The sequence below is a fragment of the Streptomyces sp. CB01635 genome (assembly GCF_002803065.1).
In the GTDB taxonomy this organism is placed as follows: domain Bacteria; phylum Actinomycetota; class Actinomycetes; order Streptomycetales; family Streptomycetaceae; genus Streptomyces.
The window spans coordinates 1,202,094-1,217,523 of sequence record NZ_NNBL01000003.1 but is presented as its reverse complement, the minus strand read 5'-3'; the positions used below and the strand labels follow the sequence as shown (position 1 = coordinate 1,217,523).

Below are 15,430 nucleotides of genomic sequence, written 5' to 3'. Positions count from 1 at the left end.
AGGTTCAGGTCAGGTCAGCGGTGGCCGCCGCCGTGCCCGCGTCCGTCGCCGTGGTGGCCTCGGTCGTCGCGGTGGTCGCGGTGGCCGCCCCAGGAAAGGGTGTCGACCTTCCAGTTGCGGTCATCGCGCAGGGTGGCGGTGTCGGACCGGTTGTCCCACACGTACCTGCGACGGTCCTGGTACACGTCACGGCCGCTGTCGCGTCCGACACCGGTGTGGACGCGGACCGTCGAGCGGCCCGCCAGGCGGTAGTGATGGAAGGTGTAGGTGCGGCCGTCCCTGGCCGACAGCGTCCACCCGTCGAGGTTCACCGCATAGCGGGACGTGTTGGTGACATCGACCCACTCCTTGTTGAGGGAGCGGTTGGTGCCGTTGTCCCAGCCCGGGGAGTCGTACTGCGCGCCGGAGATCTCGACGCGGTCGCGGTGCGGGCGACCGGCGGCGTCGGCCGATGCCGACGCGGCGAACGTTCCGACCAGCGCGCCGGCCGCGAGAGCGGCGGCAGCCGTACGGCGGGCAGTAACTGACATGAAAGCGGACATGAACGCCCCTTCATTTCGTACTGCAGACCCGTGTACCGGCGTGGTGCGCCGCAGGTCTGCTATGTGCGGGTCCCGGCCCGGTGGCCGAGAACGCACAACTTGCCAACGAATCGTCCTGAATGTGCGCACGGCGTGAAGGCGGTTACAAGTCGTCCATATTTCTGTTGCTCTCATGTGTATCGTCCATTTATGCACTGAAGGCACCAAGTTGACGCCTCAGCCGTTATCCCGCACGGCTCCGGCCCGGATTCCGCCGCGCCTCGCGGCGTCCCGTCACCCGGAAGCGCGTAACAGCCGTGCCGCTCCCCACTCGTTCGGCCCCAATTCCGGGCACCCGGACATCACCGGGGGTCTGGGAGCGGGAAGAGTCTCGTGACGACCTGCCGATCACCCACCCATTCCAGTAAGGGAACAAGACGTGCACCTGGATCTATCGGGCCGGACCGCTCTCGTGACGGGCTCCACGCAAGGCATCGGAGCCGCGATCGCGACCGGGCTCGCACGCGCCGGCGCGCGGGTCGGAGTCAACGGACGTGACCAGGGCAGGGTGGAGGCGGCCGTCGAGCAGCTCAGAGTCGGCGTGCCGGACGGCGACTTCGTTCCGGTCGCCGCCGATGTCGGTTCCGATGAGGGCGCTCGACGCGCCTGGGAAACCCTGCCTGACGTGGACATCCTCATCAACAATCTCGGCATCTTCGACGCGAAGAACCCCTTGGACATCACGGACGACGAATGGCGCCGCTACTTCGAGGTGAACGTGCTGGCCGCCGTCCGGCTCACGCGGCTGTACCTGCCGGGGATGACCGAACGCGGCCGGGGGCGCGTCCAGTACATCGCGAGCGACTCCGCGGTGGTGATCCCCGCCGAGATGATTCACTACGGCATGTCGAAGACCGCTCTGCTCGCGGTCAGCCGCGGCTTCGCCAAGCACGCCGCGGGAACCGGCGTCACCGTGAACTGCGTCATCGCGGGCCCTACTCACACCGGCGGCGTCGAGGACTTCGTGTACAAACTCGTCGACCGTGACCTGCCGTGGGACGAGGCGCAGCGAGTCTTCATGCGCGAGTACCGCCCGCAGTCGCTGTTGCAGCGCCTGATCGAACCCGAGGAGATCGCCAACATGGTGGTGTACCTGAGCTCCGACCTGGCGTCCGCGACCACAGGCGGCGCGCTGCGGGTCGACGGCGGATACATCGACGCCATCCTCCCGTGAGACGGCGCCCTGCCATCGTGCGCGTCGGGCCGGAAGACTCATGGGGGGGTTGCCTCTGCGCAGCACCACCAAGTAGCCGTCTCCCAAAGGAAGTTCGACGGACCCGCGGCAACTCTCGTCATTCGTCAGACTGTTCGCGCCTTCATCAAACGTACTTCCTCGACCCCCAGCAGGCCGAGCAGCGGAACCCTGCCGGTGCGCTGCCCGGGATCAACGACGAGCCCTGAGCTGCGGATCCGGTCCAGCAGCAGTTCGGCGAGCGGCATCACCATGTGCCGTCCCCAGCAGCGCTCGGAGGTATGACCGAAGGGCAGATAGCCCGGCGTGGCATCGGGGTCGAGTTCGTCCCAGCGCTCGGGCCGGAACGCGGGCGCGTCCTCCCACCGGGCCGGGTCGCGGTGCGAGAGCAGCGGAAGCAGCAGGACGTCGTCGTCGTCCCGGATCCGGCCGTCGATCGCGGGGTACTCCGGGGAGGCGTTGCGGAGGATGTTCCAGGAGGGCGGCAGCAGTCGCAGGGCCTCGCAAACGATGTTGCGGTTCGACGTGCTGTCGTCGAAGGGGGAGCCGAGCCACAGCGCGTTCGCGACGAGCGTCGAGACCGTGAAACACACCGGTGCGGCCGCTCGCCGGTAGACACCCATCGCGTACCTGCGGTCCTGGTAGCCGACGGCTTCGGCCGCCCGCCCCGCGAGACCGGTGAGGTGGGCGCCGGGGCGCGGCCAGCCGGGCAGCGCGGCGCCTGCGGCGATCACGGACCAGGTCAGCTTGGGCGTCAGTTCGAGGTTACGGCTCATCAATATCCGCAGACGGAGGGGGTCTTGGCCAAGGATGAGGTCCCTCAGGAAGAGGTGTCCGGTGAGAGGCCAAGGACCCGACAGGTCGGCGTCCGTCGGCAAGGGGCGCTTCAGCGCCTCGCGGACGTCGTCGCCTATCGCCCGGGTGACCGAAGAGGCTTCGCCTCGCGAGATCGAGCGGCCGTGCAGCGGCTTGAACGTCGGCCGCTCGGTCTCCGTCGCCCGGCGCGCGGCGAGGATCCGGTCGGCGACGTCGTATCCGGCCACTCCGACGGTGTCGCTCTCGAGCCGGAAGACGTCGTGGCCCAGGTGGTCGTGGAGGAGGGCTGTCAGTCGCGGGGCGAGCACGGTACGGCGCGTGCGCGGCGCGGAGGTGAGCGACACGGGGTCTCCGGTGGCGGTGGGTGGCGGAACCCCCGCTGTACGGCAGCCGGCGTCGGGCGCAATGCTCGCTGCCACCGAACAGCGGGGGCGGGTGGAGGCGTGCCGGATCAGTACCAGAGGTACCAGGCGCTCGCCTTCAGGGACTTTCGGGCCGCGGCCTTGTTGCGGATAGCGAAGAGAAGCTTCATCACTGCACCCCCTCTCAGGGCGGACGGAAGACACGCGACGGGTGCCGGGGTGAGCCGGTGAAGATCGCATGCCGGTGGCGCGGTGAGCCTTCCCTGCCGTGATCAACGGCCAATCCATCAATTCACCGAAGAGCGTTTCGCATATCCACTTTCAGACCTTTCATTTCCCTCTGCGGACAGCGCTCTGCGTGAACCGGGTGCGGCCTCGAAGGGTCGCCCGGTTCGCTTCATGCCCTGGTCGCGGCCCTGCGGGTGAGACCCGGAAAGGGGACGGTGCAAAGCGCCGGGCTGTGGACGGCAACGTTCCCACCGCGGCCAGTTTGGCCGGATGGGCAGCCCTCGCCGCCGAGCAGGCAGCGCCGTGACCTGCGTGCGAAAATGGTTGCCGGGTCATTCGAAGGCATCCCTGACGGCGTTGGGGCGCCGTAAAGGGGAAGTCACCCGGCGCCGCCACTGCCCTCTTGCCGATCCCGTCGACGGGCCGGGAGGCTCTCCATGAGCGAACGACGTGCCACGTGGCCGGAGCTGGTCTACGAGGATCTGGCGCCGATGGTCGGCTACGTCAACCGGCTGGTGCAGGTCGGAGGCAAGTACACCCTGGACGAGCCCTTCGAGGCCGGCTGGGGAAACATCGTTCTCGATGTCACTTCCCGTGGGCTCCGGACGCCGACCCACCGGCGGCAGGGAGTGACCTTCGAGGTGCACTACCGGCTCCTCGACGGTGACGTGGTCATCGAGTCCGACCGGGGCTCGGTGACGGTACCCCTGTCCAACGGGTCCCTCGCCGCCTTCTACACGTCGTTCTGCGACGCCGCTGCCGAGCTCGGTGTGCGCCCACCGCGCACGTCATTGATCTGCGAGATCCCTGGTGCCCCGCGAAAGTTCGAGGACGATCAGATCGAACGTACCTGGGACGGGGAAGCGGCTCGGCTGATGTCGACGGCGTTCAACCTTGCGGCCGGCGGGCTCGAGACGTGGCAGGCGCCCTTCCAGGGGCATCGCCCGCGGGTCGGTGTGATGTGGGGCGGTTTCGATCTGTCCGCCACGCGTTACCGGGCGCATCGAGCCACTCCGGAGGCTGACCGTCCGGCGTTCATGCAGAACGCCGCACGCGACGAGTACGTGTCGGTCGGGTTCACGTTCGGGGACGCCAAGTCGCCCAACGCCGGTATGTACGCGTACATCTGGCCCCAGCCGGACGGTCTCGAAGGCCGGTCCTGGGGTGTCGACGGCGCGGCCTGGAGTGCCGATGCGGGGCTGGCCCTGCTGCCATGGACCACGCTCAGGGACATGGCCGATCCGCACCAGGCCATCGTGGCCTTCGGCGACGCCGTCTACGACGCGGCCGTGGAAACGGCGGGCTGGCCGGCCGACCTGATCGGACCCCGCTGCAACGGCTGGCGCATGAGCACGACACCACCAGCAGCCGACCGCGGCCGGGACCACTGAACCAGCCGTCGCCAGTCGGCTTGGGCGCCAGCCGGTCCGGAGTGCCGGGTGACTCTCAACGCCGCGCGTGGCGGATCTTCAACCGGCCGAACCCCATGGTCCCGGAGATCCGAATCCTCGGCCCGCCCTGGCCGGAGCTCCGCGGCACCTTGTAGCGCAGGTCCTTCCACCCGGTGTGCAGACCCTCGACGTCGACGATCGCGTCGCGAGGAACCGTGATCTTGGCCCTGCCGGTGCCGACTTGGAGCTCGATGTCGACTGCCGGATGCTCGAAGACCGCCCGGGACAGGTCCAGGCGCACGCTTCCGAACGCGGACTCGACCTTGAGATTCCGAGGGACCCGCCATGCTCCGCGCCGCTGGATCCGTCCGCCCAGGGCGCCAATCGTGGACGAGGTGCCCGCATCCTCCTGGGGGAGCGAGGCAAGAGCCGGCCCGAGGTCGCTGTGCGTCTTGGCGGTGAGCACCTGTTGCAGCCGCTCGTCCATCTCCTCATGCGAGAGGTGCCCCTCGGCGTACGCCTCCTGCACACGTTGCACAGCAGTGTTGCGGTCGTCTTCGCTGATCGGACGTGCCGGGTTTTCCTGCGGGAGATTCACCGTTTCACTCTAGTGTCGGGAATTCCGCTGCCGCCGACGAATCCACTCGTCCAGGGCCCGCCCCCCGGGAAATCGGTCTGCGCCTATCCCCGCTGAGCAGCTGGAACGCGACTAGTGTGCACCCCTGACAAAACGTCACGAAAGGAATCCCTCATGGCCTCTCGACTCAACCCGTACATCAGCTTTGCCGGTGACGCCAAGCAAGCCATGGAGTTCTACAAGAGCGTTTTCGGCGGCGACCTGTCGGTGAACACGTACAGCTCATTCGGCTCAGAGACGCCCCCCGGGTACGCCGACAAGGTCATGCACGGCATGCTCGAGGCTCCGAACGGCTTCACGCTCATGGGCGCGGACAACCCTCCGGGCATGGAGCTCAAGCAGGGCAACAACTTCTCCGTGAGCCTGAGCGGCGACGACGCCGACGAGCTCCGCGGCTACTGGGAGAAGCTGTCCGCCGGCGGCAACGTGGCGGTCCCGCTGGAGAAGCAGATGTGGGGCGACGTGTTCGGCATGTGCAACGACAAGTTCGGCATCACCTGGATGGTGAACATCAGCGAGGCCGGCGCCTGACCAGCCGCAGATGCCGGGCGATTCGCGGACGGGCGGTGTGCGTCAGCTGCCCCTGCGCATCAGCAGACGCCCCTGGCGGAACCGTTCGCCCTCGCGTGGCTCGCGCAGCATCCGGCCCACCTCGGTGAACCCGGCCTTGGCGGCCGTCTTCGCCAGGTCGTCGATCGGCCACCGGTAAGCCGTCACCACCTTGTGGTCGAACTCCGTGACCGGATCGTCCCCGGACTCGAAGAAGGCGAGCAAGAGGTGGCCACCGGGCGTGAGTACACGGCGGAACTCGTCGAAGCACGAGGGCACGTCCCGCGGTGGGGTGTGGATGACCGAGTACCAGGACACGATGCCGTTCAGCGATCCGTCGGCCAGGCTCAGGGCGTCCATGGAGCCGACCTCGAACCGCAGGTCCGGGTAGCTCTCGCGGGCCAGATCGATCATCGCCGGCGACAGGTCGATGCCGAAGACATCGAGGCCGAGGTTCCGCAGGTGCGCGGTCACTCGGCCCGGGCCGCAGCCCAGCTCGGCCACGGGCCCGCCATCGTTCGTCTGCGCGAGTTCGGCGAACGCGGCGAGCACCGCGCGGTCCAGCGGCTGTGTGTCCAGCTCGTTGCGGACGAGTTCGGCGTAGAGGGTGGCCACGGCGTCGTAGGCGTCCGCTGTCGCATGGTGGTGGGAGGGAGTCTCAGTCACAAGCGACGAGACTAGAGCCTCGCGCTGACAAGTGCCCCGTCGTGGGCCTCCCCCCTCTCAGGGCTCCATGACTCTGTCAACTCCCTTGTTCCGCCAGTAGTTTGACGCAGCCAACCCCTCATCAGGCCCCCGCCGCGCACACGTCGGTCACCGGCCCCCACTCAGCCCCTTTCGGTGCGCACGCCGCGTCAGTGGGCGGTCGATCGCGTCGACCAGCCAGTCCAGCTCTGCCTGATCCCCGAGTACGGGATTCGAGAGCGTTCCGACGCCGTCGATGGTGATCTCGACGATGTCGCCGCCCCGGAGGGTGAAGTCGAGTCCCGGCACGATGCCAGTGCCGGTGGACAGCACCGCGCCGTCGGGGAACGGCTGGGAGTGCCAGAGATGGTCCACCAGCCCTTGCGGCGGACGGTGGAAGGAGGCCGTGGTGGTCGTCGCCTCGTAGGCGACGGCCCCGCCCCGCCGCACCACGAGGGCGATCTTCAGGGCGGTCGCGTCCTCGATCTCCCAGAAGGGTGCGATGCCTGCGGACACCGCCGCGCTTCCGGCGTAGATCTTGGCCTGGGGCAGATAGAGGGGGTTCTCGCCCTCGATCGAACGGGAGCTGACGTCGTCCACGATCACGTAACCGACCGTCTCGCCCTGCCGGTTGAGCACTAGGCCGAGTTCGGGCTCGGGGACGTCGAGGTCCGAGTCCTCCCGTACGGCGATCGGCTCGTCGTCGGTCACGACGCGCCAGGGCTGGGACTTGAAGAACAGCTCCGGGCGCTCGGCGTCGTAGATCCGCTCGTACACGGACTGCTCGGTGCTCTCCGCCACCCGGGCGTCCCGGGAACGCTCGTACGTGACGCCGGCGGCCCACAGCTCCATCAGGCCGTCGAGCGGCGGCAGCAGCAGGACATCGCCCACCGGAAGGCCGGGCCCGGTGGAGGCCGCGGTGGCCTCCGCCAGCGTGCGCAGTTCCGCTGCCGGAAGTCGCAGCAGGTCGGCGATGCGCGGCGCGCCATCGAAGGTGCGGATGGTTCCGGTCCCGTCGCCGACTCCGGTGTGTACGGTTCCGGTGTCGTCAGCGAAGCGCACGATGCGCGTCATTTTCGTTCCCCTCTGCGGGAGTTCGGGTGGTCTGACCCACCCAGTGGAAACCGGTGGCCACGACGGCCCCGGCGGCGGCGATCGCCGCGATGACATAGAGGCCGCCGGCCCCCGAACCGGTACCCGACTCGACAGCACCCATCACATACGGGCCGACGAAACCGCCGAGATTGCCGAAGCCGGAGATCAGCGGGATGGTGCCGGCGATCTGGATGCCGGCGAGGATCGTGGGCGGCACCGTCCAGAACACCGGCTGCGCGCCCAGGAAGCCGAAGGCGGCGACACACAGGGCGGCGACCGCGGGCACCGGCGGCAGGAGCACGCCGCCGAGCAGTCCGGCGACGGTCAGTACGAGGGCGAGCCGCAGGGGCCCGCGCCTGTCGCCGGTGCGGTCGGAGTACCAGGGCAGGATCACCACGCCGAGCAGGGCGAACACCCAGGGCAGAGCGGACACGAAGCCGATGCCGACATCGCCGAGACCGTCGATGCGGCCGACCAGCGCCGGCAGCCAGAAGGTGACCCCGTACACGCTGATCTGGATCGCGAAGTAGACGAACATCAGTCGGAGCACCCGACTGTCGCTGATGATGGCGCGGGCGCGCTGCGGTGAGCGCATGCTCGGGTCCGGGCGGTCCGCGGCGATGCGGTCGGTGAGGAGGACCTTCTCCTCGCTCGTCAGCCAACTCGCCTGTTCTGGCCGGTCGGTGAGGAGCCAGGGGACGGCGATTGCCAGCAGGACGGTGGGCGCTCCCTCCAGGAGGAACATCCACTTCCAGCCGTCGAGCCCGGCCAGGCCGTGGAGCCCGATGAGATAGCCGCCGAGGGGGTTGCCGATGATGCTGGAGATGGCGACGGCAGACTGGAACATCCCGGTCGCCTTGCCGCGGTCGGCGGCCGGGAACCAGTACGTGATGTAGAGGATCACGCCGGGGAAGAATCCGGCTTCGGCGGCACCGAGCAGGAAGCGCAACGCGTAGAAGCTGGTAGGGCTGTTGACGAGTGCCATCGCGCAGGACAGCAGGCCCCATACGAACATGAGGCCGGCCAGCCAGCGGCGGGCGCCGATCCGGTGCAGAGCGAGGTTGGACGGGACTCCCAGCACGGCGTATCCGACGAAGAAGACGCCGGCGCCGAGGCCGTAGGCGGCGGCGTCGATACCCACGTCCGCCTCGAGGTGGGGTTTCACGAGCGCGACGTTCGTGCGGTCCAGAAAGCTCAGTACGAACATCAAGAAGAGTGGGGGGAGCAAGCGCCGGGACACCTTCCGGCGCACGTTCTCCACGGTGGACACCGTGTTCATCGGACCTCCCTGCGGTCCACGCTGACTCGCGTAGGGGCTGCGGCTGTCTGTCAGATGTCTGGCCTGGGGGCGCCGCAAACATCTGACCACTGGACCGTAGCGATGGCCCAACTGGCGGGCAATACCTGGGAACCAACGAGATGATCTGAGCGAAACATCTGGCGAGCGCGGCAGACATCTGACATCTTGGCCATCAATCCGCCGGAACACATCAGGAGTGACCGCCGATGACTGCTCGTATCGTCGATGTGGAAACGATCGACGTCCGCTTTCCCACGTCCAAGGATCTCGACGGCTCCGACGCGATGAACGACTCGCCGGACTACTCGGCGGCGTATGTGGTGCTGCGCGTGGCAGGCGGCGACAAAGCCACGGACGTGTCCGAGGGGCACGGCTTCACCTTCACCATCGGCCGCGGCAACGACCTCGCGGTCCAGGCCGCACGGGCGATCGGCGAGCGGGCCGTGGGCATGTCCGTCGCCGAGATCGTCAGCGACCTGGGCGGCTTCTCCCGCCATCTGCTCGGCGACAGTCAGCTGCGCTGGCTGGGCCCCGACAAGGGAGCGATCCATCTCGGCACGGCCGCGGTCGTCAACGCCGCCTGGGATCTGGCCGCCAAGCTGGCGGGCAAGCCGGTGTGGAAGCTGCTCTCCGACTTCTCACCGCAGCAGTTGGTGGATCTGGTGGACTGGCGCTACCTCAAGGACGCGCTGACTCCGCAGGCCGCCCTCGAACTCCTCGAGTCCCGGGTGCCGGGCCGCGCCGAACGGGAGGCGTACGTGCGCCGGCACGGCTACCCCGCGTACACCACCAGCGCGGGCTGGCTCGGTTACGACGACGCCAAGCTCGCCCGGCTGTGCAAGGAGGCCGTCGCGCAGGGCTGGGACGCGGTCAAGCTCAAGGTCGGCGCCGACCTCGAGGACGACATACGCCGCTGCCGCATCGCCCGCGAGATCATCGGCCCCGACCGCAGGCTGATGATCGACGCCAACCAGACGCTCGGCGTCGAGGAAGCGATCGCCTGGGCGGACGCGCTCGCGGAGTTCGACATCTGGTGGTTCGAGGAGCCGACCAGCCCGGACGACATCCTGGGCCACGCCGCCATCGCGCAGCGCATCGCGCCGATCCACGTGGCCACCGGTGAACACGCCCACAACGCCGTGATGTTCAAGCAGTTCCTGCAGAGCAAGGCGATCGGCATCTGCCAGATCGACGCCTGCCGGCTCGGCGGCGTGAACGAGGCGGTCGCCGCCCTGCTGCTCGCCGCCGCGCACGATGTGCCGGTCTGCCCGCACGCGGGCGGCGTCGGTCTGTGCGAGCTGGTGCAGCACCTGTCGATCTTCGACTACGTGGCGGTCAGCGGCTCGATGGAAGACCGCGTCGTGGAGTACGTGGACCACCTCCACGAGCACTTCCACGACCCGGTGCGCATCCGCGGCTCGCGCTACCTGGTGCCCGAGGCTCCGGGCTACAGCGCGCAGATCCGCCGCGAGACGCTGGAGACCTACCGCTACCCCACCGGTCCGGTCTGGGGCGAGGCAGACCGGATGGGATCCTGACCCCATGTCAACGAAGAGGGATGCGTACGGCATCGGCGAGAGCGGGCACAGTGTCGTCGACGTGGCGATCAACCGGCTCAAGAAGCGCATCGAATCGGGCGAGTTCGCGCCGGGGCAGCGACTCCCCCCGGAGACCGCGCTCGCGCACGAGCTGCAGCTGTCCCGCCCCTCTCTCCGCGAGGCCGTACGCGCGCTCGCCATGGCCGGGGTCCTCGACGTACGGCGCGGTGACGGCACGTTCGTCACGGATCTGCGGCCGGACCGGCTGGTGCGCGCCATCGGCAGCTTCCTGGACCTCGCCAACGACACCGGGCTCGACGAGATGCTGGAGTGCCGCAAGGTCATCGAGCCGGGCGCCACCGCGCTCGCGGCCACCCGGATCGACGCGGCCACCCTCGATGGTCTCCAGCAGCGGATCGAGCGCATGCGCACACTGAACGACCCGGAGGAGCTGGTCCGCGAAGACCTCGCGTTCCACGCCGACATCGTCGCCGCGACGGGCAACCGCACCCTCGAGTCGCTGCTCTCCTCGGTCACCCAGCAGACGGCCAGGGCCCGTATCTGGCGGGCCCTGATCAAGTCCGATGTACTCGCCTGGACCCACGAGCAGCACATGGACATCTACCGCGCGCTGCGCGACCACGACAGCCTCGCCGCCTTCACCGCGGCCAGCCGGCACGTCAACGACGTGGACGCCTGGGTGCGTGACCGCCTGGACGCGGTGCGGGAGCGCTCCTGAGGGAGGGGGACGCCGCCACTGTTCGTGTCACGCGCGCCCCAGGACGACGAGCGCGACCAGCAGCACCGTGACGGCGGCGCTCATGCCGTGGGCGACGACGGCGGTGAGCGGGAAGTTCCGTTCTGCGGTGGCATGGCCCTGCGCATGTCTCCCCCGGCTGGGCAGCCAGCGGAAGAGCATCATGAAGCCGAAGGCGGCGACGATCAGAACGACGGCGCAAGCGGCCCAGGCGGAGCCGCGCGCGTTGCCGAGGAGGTACGCGGTCCAGGCGGCAAGTCCGGCGACAGCGAGGGCGATGTGGCCGAGGACGAGCCACAGCGGCAGCCGCGTCACGCCTGGCGTGCGCTGTTGCAGCCCGCCGTGGCGGATCCACACCGTGGCCAGATATCCGCCCAGGCTCGCGGTGACCAGCCAGACACACAGCACGGCGACACGCATACGCTCCCCCTCGGCATCCGTTGTCCTTTCACCCAGCACAGCGCACCGTCGGGACGACCGTTCAGACGTCCATTCATCAATTCACTCGCAGGGATGAATAACGGCCCTGTCTCCCCCGTCGAATCACTGTGGTTGGCTGCGTTGTACGGGTCTCAGGCGATCGTTCCGCAGTCCGACAGAGGGTGAGTCATGAGTGTCCGCCGCGCGCGCTCGGAATCGGAGTCCGGCCGGGCCCCGGCACCCACGGCGGTGCCCCCGTTCGATCCCGAACTGAGCTTCGTACTCGCCGACTTGGACAAGGAGTCGAGGAAGCCGCTCACACCGGAGAATCTTGCGGCCCGGCAGAAGCGGGATGCCACGGCCCGGCCCAGGCCAACCGTCGAGGACCTTCGCGCGGACGGCCGCTTCGAGGTGACGGAGTTACGCATACCGGGACCGCCCGGCGGGCCGGAGGTCACGCTCGTGAGCGCCCGGCCGTCCGGGCTCGTCGGACCGCTGCCGCTGCTCTACTACATGCACGGCGGCGCGATGGTCATGGGCAACGCATGGTCCGTGCTTCCCCGGATTCTTCGCGAGTGGGCGCTTCCGCTGGACATGGCCGTGATCTCGGTCGAGTACCGGTTGGCGCCGCGGGCTCAGCACCCGGGGCCACTGGAGGACTGCTATGCCGGGCTTGCCTGGGCCGCCGAGCACGCGGCCGAACTGGGCGTCGACCCAGACCGCATCATCATCGGAGGCAAGAGCGCCGGCGGCGGGCTCGCCGCGGCCCTCGCTCTGCTGTCCCGCGATCGCGGCGGTCCGGAGACGCTGGGGCAACTGCTGCTGTGCCCCATGCTCGACGACCGCGGCAGCACCTTCTCCAGCCAGCAGATGTCGGGCCTCGGGCTTTGGGACCTCACCTCGAACGCCACCGCGTGGCAGGCACTGCTCGGTGACCTCTGCGGCGCTGAGGACCTGCCCCCGTACGCGGCCCCCTCCCGTGCCACGGACCTGTCACAACTCCCCCCGGCGTATCTCGACGTCGGGTCGGCAGAGATGTTCCGGGACGAGGGCGTGGCGTACGCGAACGCGATCTGGCAGGCCGGTGGCCAGGCTGAACTGCACGTATGGCCCGGCGCCTACCACGGCTTCGACAGCCTGGCGCCAAAGGCGGCCCTGAGCCGAGACGCACGCAACGCACGCACCTGCTGGCTCCAGCGCCTACTCGCCGACCGCCGTACTTGAGCCTGCGCTTGCGCTTGCGGCTGCGCACCGGCGTCAGGGGAACAAGTCTGCGAGCTTAGAGAGTTGATATGCCACGGCTCGACCACTATCCAGCGAATGGGACGGAATGTTTCGTTCGGAACGATATCTTGATGGCATGCCAATGCACGGTTTTGTCTGGACTTGGGCCGGATCCACCACGCGGCGCAGGTGCCGAGGCGGCCCGCCGCGGGACCTGGTGCACGGAACGGGGGTTGACGCCCCGTGTCTCTGATGTCCCCGGCACTCGCCGACCCGAACACCCGCACCCGGTCCGCTCTCGTGTCCCGCCACGAATGGGAGGGATACCGCTGCGAGTCGCGGCTGGTCCGGGCGGCCGCGCCGCGTATCGCACCACTGGTGCTGGTCGGCGGCGCGTTCCAGACCAAGGAGAGTTGGGGCCGTCTGGAACGTGAACTCCTCGCGCACGTGGACGTGTTCACCGTCGACCTGCCGGGATGGGGTGCCGGGAACGTCCTGCCCGACCGCCATGGTGCGGACTTCCTCGCGGACGCCCTGGGTCACATGCTCGACGAGTCGGGGCTGACCTCCGTCAATCTCGTGGGCGGTTCCTACGGCACGGCGATTGTCTACCGCCTCGCGCAGCGGCGGCCGGAACTGGTCGAGAGAATGGTGCTGGTGGGCACCATGACGTCCATTCCCCGGCACGCCCGGGTAGCCATGCGCCGGACTCTCGACCTGCTCGTGGAGCGACGTATGGAGGAGTTCGCCGAGGAGACGGTCGCCTTCATGGTCAACGCCGACCGGATCGACTCCGTCACCGCAGGCTCCCGGGTTCGCCGCTTCCTGATGCGCCGGATGCTCAATCTGAGCGAGGAGGACGTCGCGAAGCACCTCGCCAACACGATGCGTCTGCTCAGGCACGAGATGCTCGACACGAGCCGGCCTCCGGCCATGCCGGTGCTGGTCGCCACCGGGGAGCACGACACGTTCACCACTCCGGACCTGTGCCGGCACCTCGCCGCCACGTGCTCCGACAGCTGGTTCACGCAGGTCGCGGACGCCGACCACATGCTTCCGCTGGAGCGACCGGTCGAACTCGCCGATCTGATCACACACTTCCTGGCGGGCGAGGCGTTGGAACAGCTCGCGTACTGCCGCGAAGTCGAGCGGACTTCCCCGCCCCGCCCAGCACGGTGAGAACGCCCGGCGGCGTCCCGGGCAGTACGTGATCATGTGACTCCCGGTCCGCGTGCTCGTTGGTGGCGTATGGAAAGACGCGAGTCGCGGCAGCCCATCGACCTGGCAGGAACCCCGGGCTGCGCGACTCCGGTTGAAAGGGGACCCGCACTCGATGCGCATCCAAGTCATCACGGTGGGTTCGACCGGTTCGGTCGCCCCGTACACCGGCCTCGCACATCGGCTGTTGGCCGACGGGCACACCGTCGAGATCGTCACTCACACCAAGTTCGCCCCGATGGTTGCTTGTTGCGGACTTCGCATGGAGCCGCTCGAAGCCGATCCCTTTGAGGCGCTGATCGGCGCCCACAGCCGAGCCACCGGCGGCGCCAAAGGTGCAGTGCATCCGTCCAGCGCTCCCCACTCGCCCCAGCTCCAGGCGGTCAAGTCGCTCCGGTCACTCGTCCGGTCGACCGAGCAGGCCATGCTCTCGCTGGTGGACGCCATCCTCGCCGCAGTGGATCCGAAGGCCGACCTCATCCTGCTGTCGACCATCGCGGCCCCGATCGGCGCGGCCATCGCGCGCTACCACGGCATTCCCACCATGGGTGTCTTCCTTCAACCCGACGTACCCACAGCCGAGTTCGCCCCGTGCACGATGGCCTGGCACAGCCCAGGCCGCACCAACCGTCTGCGGGGCCACGCCGCGAACGCCCTCTTCGACACCCTGTACCGCACGGCCCATCGCGCCGTCCACGCCCGCCTGGGTGTCGACCACCGCAGCGCCCACCGCCTGCGCAACGTCCGCGAGCGCAACCAGTGGCCGATCTGGCACGGCTACAGCCCTTGGGTCGTTCCACGCCCGGCGGACTGGCGGCAAGGACTGCACGTGGCCGGCTACTGGTGGCCGCACGAGTGCCCGAACTGGCAACCACCCACCCTGGTGAGGGACTTCCTGGCCGCAGGACCACCCCCGGTACTCATCGGCTTCGGAAGCATGATGCCCGGTGACCCGGAGGAGCTCGGCCAGATCGCAGCGCAGGCTCTTCGGCGCGCGGGGCTGCGTGGGGTCGTCCAGTCGGGCTGGGCCGGTCTCTCGGTGGTCGACGACGACGTCATCACTGTCGGCGAGATCCCGCACAGCTGGCTGATGCCGCAGACGGCCGCGGTGGTCCACCACGCGGGCGCGGGCACCACCGCGGCCGGCCTTCGGGCGGGGGTTCCTGCGGTGCCTGTCCCGGTCATGACCGACCAGCCATGGTGGGCGGCCCGACTCGTCCAGCTCGGGGTGAGTGCGGAAGCAGTCCCCTGCACCGAACTGACCGCCGCACGGCTGGCCGACGCGCTCACCCGCGCGACCCAGGACCGTGCGCTGTCGCGGAACGCCGCGGCAGCGGCCGTACGACTGGCGAAGGAGGACGGAGCGGGGGCCGTCGCCCGCGCGGTCGCCGCGCTCGGCTGATCCGGGTCATCCGTGCGTCCGCCGGCCCGGCGCTCG

The 15,430-nt window shown here is 68.9% G+C and carries 16 protein-coding genes; 8 read left to right on the top strand and 8 right to left on the bottom strand.

Annotated features, from left to right (window positions below):
• Positions 1–14 precede the first annotated feature (14 nt).
• Positions 15–542 carry a lamin tail domain-containing protein gene (locus CG723_RS13725; protein ID WP_100593540.1) on the bottom strand — a complete coding sequence of 176 codons (528 nt, stop codon included), beginning with the start codon at positions 540–542 and terminating at the stop codon, positions 15–17.
• Positions 543–960: 418 nt separating this feature from the next.
• Between CG723_RS13725 and CG723_RS13720 the strand changes: the two genes are divergently transcribed.
• Positions 961–1,755, top strand: coding sequence for an SDR family NAD(P)-dependent oxidoreductase (locus CG723_RS13720; RefSeq protein WP_100593539.1), 795 nt, complete (start codon positions 961–963; stop codon positions 1,753–1,755).
• 125 nt (positions 1,756–1,880) lie between these two features.
• Here the strand turns inward: CG723_RS13720 and CG723_RS13715 are convergent, their stop codons facing one another.
• Positions 1,881–2,933, bottom strand: a complete 1,053-nt coding sequence (locus CG723_RS13715) for a cytochrome P450 (RefSeq protein ID WP_100593538.1) — start codon at positions 2,931–2,933, stop codon at positions 1,881–1,883.
• A 107-nt stretch (positions 2,934–3,040) separates the two neighbouring features.
• Positions 3,041–3,121: a tryptorubin family RiPP precursor gene (locus CG723_RS49195; RefSeq protein ID WP_227300733.1), complete on the bottom strand. Its 81-nt coding sequence runs from the start codon at positions 3,119–3,121 to the stop codon at positions 3,041–3,043.
• 495 nt (positions 3,122–3,616) lie between these two features.
• On the opposite strand from CG723_RS49195, the gene CG723_RS13710 reads away from it, so the two are divergent.
• Positions 3,617–4,570 (top strand): DUF5996 family protein, encoded by a 954-nt coding sequence (locus CG723_RS13710; RefSeq protein ID WP_100593537.1) that lies wholly within the window; start codon positions 3,617–3,619, stop codon positions 4,568–4,570.
• 55 nt (positions 4,571–4,625) lie between these two features.
• Here CG723_RS13710 and CG723_RS13705 read toward each other — a convergent pair whose 3' ends face one another.
• Positions 4,626–5,168, bottom strand: coding sequence for a DUF1707 SHOCT-like domain-containing protein (locus tag CG723_RS13705; RefSeq protein WP_100593536.1), 543 nt, complete (start codon positions 5,166–5,168; stop codon positions 4,626–4,628).
• Between the two features lie 153 nt (positions 5,169–5,321).
• Here CG723_RS13705 and CG723_RS13700 point away from each other — a divergent pair, with 153 nt between their 5' ends.
• Positions 5,322–5,738, top strand: a complete 417-nt coding sequence (locus tag CG723_RS13700) for a VOC family protein (RefSeq protein WP_100593535.1) — start codon at positions 5,322–5,324, stop codon at positions 5,736–5,738.
• Between the two features lie 42 nt (positions 5,739–5,780).
• Here the strand turns inward: CG723_RS13700 and CG723_RS13695 are convergent, their stop codons facing one another.
• The 3 genes from CG723_RS13695 to CG723_RS13685 all read right to left on the bottom strand — a co-directional run bounded on the left by CG723_RS13695 (position 5,781) and on the right by CG723_RS13685 (position 8,814).
• Positions 5,781–6,422 (bottom strand): class I SAM-dependent DNA methyltransferase, encoded by a 642-nt coding sequence (locus tag CG723_RS13695; protein WP_100593534.1) that lies wholly within the window; start codon positions 6,420–6,422, stop codon positions 5,781–5,783.
• A 147-nt stretch (positions 6,423–6,569) separates the two neighbouring features.
• A complete protein-coding gene (locus CG723_RS13690) occupies positions 6,570–7,514 on the bottom strand; it encodes a fumarylacetoacetate hydrolase family protein (RefSeq protein ID WP_100593533.1) in 945 nt (314 codons plus the stop codon).
• The gene (locus tag CG723_RS13685; protein ID WP_100593532.1) at positions 7,489–8,814 is read right to left on the bottom strand and encodes an MFS transporter; all 1,326 of its coding nucleotides are present in this window, start codon (positions 8,812–8,814) and stop codon (positions 7,489–7,491) included. Before CG723_RS13685 ends, CG723_RS13690 begins: the two co-directional genes overlap by 26 nt.
• Before the next feature lie 227 nt (positions 8,815–9,041).
• Here CG723_RS13685 and CG723_RS13680 point away from each other — a divergent pair, with 227 nt between their 5' ends.
• Complete coding sequence (locus CG723_RS13680) at positions 9,042–10,373, top strand: enolase C-terminal domain-like protein (RefSeq protein ID WP_100593531.1); 1,332 nt, start codon at positions 9,042–9,044, stop codon at positions 10,371–10,373.
• Between the two features lie 4 nt (positions 10,374–10,377).
• Entirely contained in the window at positions 10,378–11,112 is a 735-nt protein-coding gene (locus CG723_RS13675; protein WP_100593530.1) for a FadR/GntR family transcriptional regulator, read from the top strand.
• A 27-nt stretch (positions 11,113–11,139) separates the two neighbouring features.
• Here the strand turns inward: CG723_RS13675 and CG723_RS13670 are convergent, their stop codons facing one another.
• Positions 11,140–11,550: a hypothetical protein gene (locus CG723_RS13670; RefSeq protein WP_100593529.1), complete on the bottom strand. Its 411-nt coding sequence runs from the start codon at positions 11,548–11,550 to the stop codon at positions 11,140–11,142.
• 189 nt (positions 11,551–11,739) lie between these two features.
• Here CG723_RS13670 and CG723_RS13665 point away from each other — a divergent pair, with 189 nt between their 5' ends.
• From CG723_RS13665 to CG723_RS13655, 3 genes are all read left to right on the top strand, one after another.
• Positions 11,740–12,774, top strand: a complete 1,035-nt coding sequence (locus CG723_RS13665; RefSeq protein ID WP_100593528.1) for an alpha/beta hydrolase — start codon at positions 11,740–11,742, stop codon at positions 12,772–12,774.
• A 252-nt stretch (positions 12,775–13,026) separates the two neighbouring features.
• Positions 13,027–13,953: an alpha/beta fold hydrolase gene (locus CG723_RS13660; protein WP_100593527.1), complete on the top strand. Its 927-nt coding sequence runs from the start codon at positions 13,027–13,029 to the stop codon at positions 13,951–13,953.
• Positions 13,954–14,107: 154 nt separating this feature from the next.
• Complete coding sequence (locus tag CG723_RS13655) at positions 14,108–15,394, top strand: glycosyltransferase (protein ID WP_100593526.1); 1,287 nt, start codon at positions 14,108–14,110, stop codon at positions 15,392–15,394.
• Positions 15,395–15,430 lie beyond the last annotated feature (36 nt).

Bases quoted from the DNA above. Each gene is read 5' to 3' on its own strand.
- CG723_RS13675 (WP_100593530.1), top strand. From the start codon at position 10,378: ATGTCAACGAAGAGGGATGCGTACGGCATCGGCGAGAGCGGGCACAGT.
- CG723_RS13655 (WP_100593526.1), top strand. From the start codon at position 14,108: ATGCGCATCCAAGTCATCACGGTGGGTTCGACCGGTTCGGTCGCCCCG.
- CG723_RS13710 (WP_100593537.1), top strand. From the start codon at position 3,617: ATGAGCGAACGACGTGCCACGTGGCCGGAGCTGGTCTACGAGGATCTG.
- CG723_RS13690 (WP_100593533.1), bottom strand. From the start codon at position 7,514: ATGACGCGCATCGTGCGCTTCGCTGACGACACCGGAACCGTACACACC.
- CG723_RS13665 (WP_100593528.1), top strand. From the start codon at position 11,740: ATGAGTGTCCGCCGCGCGCGCTCGGAATCGGAGTCCGGCCGGGCCCCG.
- CG723_RS13700 (WP_100593535.1), top strand. From the start codon at position 5,322: ATGGCCTCTCGACTCAACCCGTACATCAGCTTTGCCGGTGACGCCAAG.
- CG723_RS13670 (WP_100593529.1), bottom strand. From the start codon at position 11,550: ATGCGTGTCGCCGTGCTGTGTGTCTGGCTGGTCACCGCGAGCCTGGGC.
- CG723_RS13685 (WP_100593532.1), bottom strand. From the start codon at position 8,814: ATGAACACGGTGTCCACCGTGGAGAACGTGCGCCGGAAGGTGTCCCGG.
- CG723_RS13680 (WP_100593531.1), top strand. From the start codon at position 9,042: ATGACTGCTCGTATCGTCGATGTGGAAACGATCGACGTCCGCTTTCCC.
- CG723_RS13660 (WP_100593527.1), top strand. From the start codon at position 13,027: ATGTCCCCGGCACTCGCCGACCCGAACACCCGCACCCGGTCCGCTCTC.
- CG723_RS49195 (WP_227300733.1), bottom strand. From the start codon at position 3,121: ATGAAGCTTCTCTTCGCTATCCGCAACAAGGCCGCGGCCCGAAAGTCC.
- CG723_RS13725 (WP_100593540.1), bottom strand. From the start codon at position 542: ATGTCCGCTTTCATGTCAGTTACTGCCCGCCGTACGGCTGCCGCCGCT.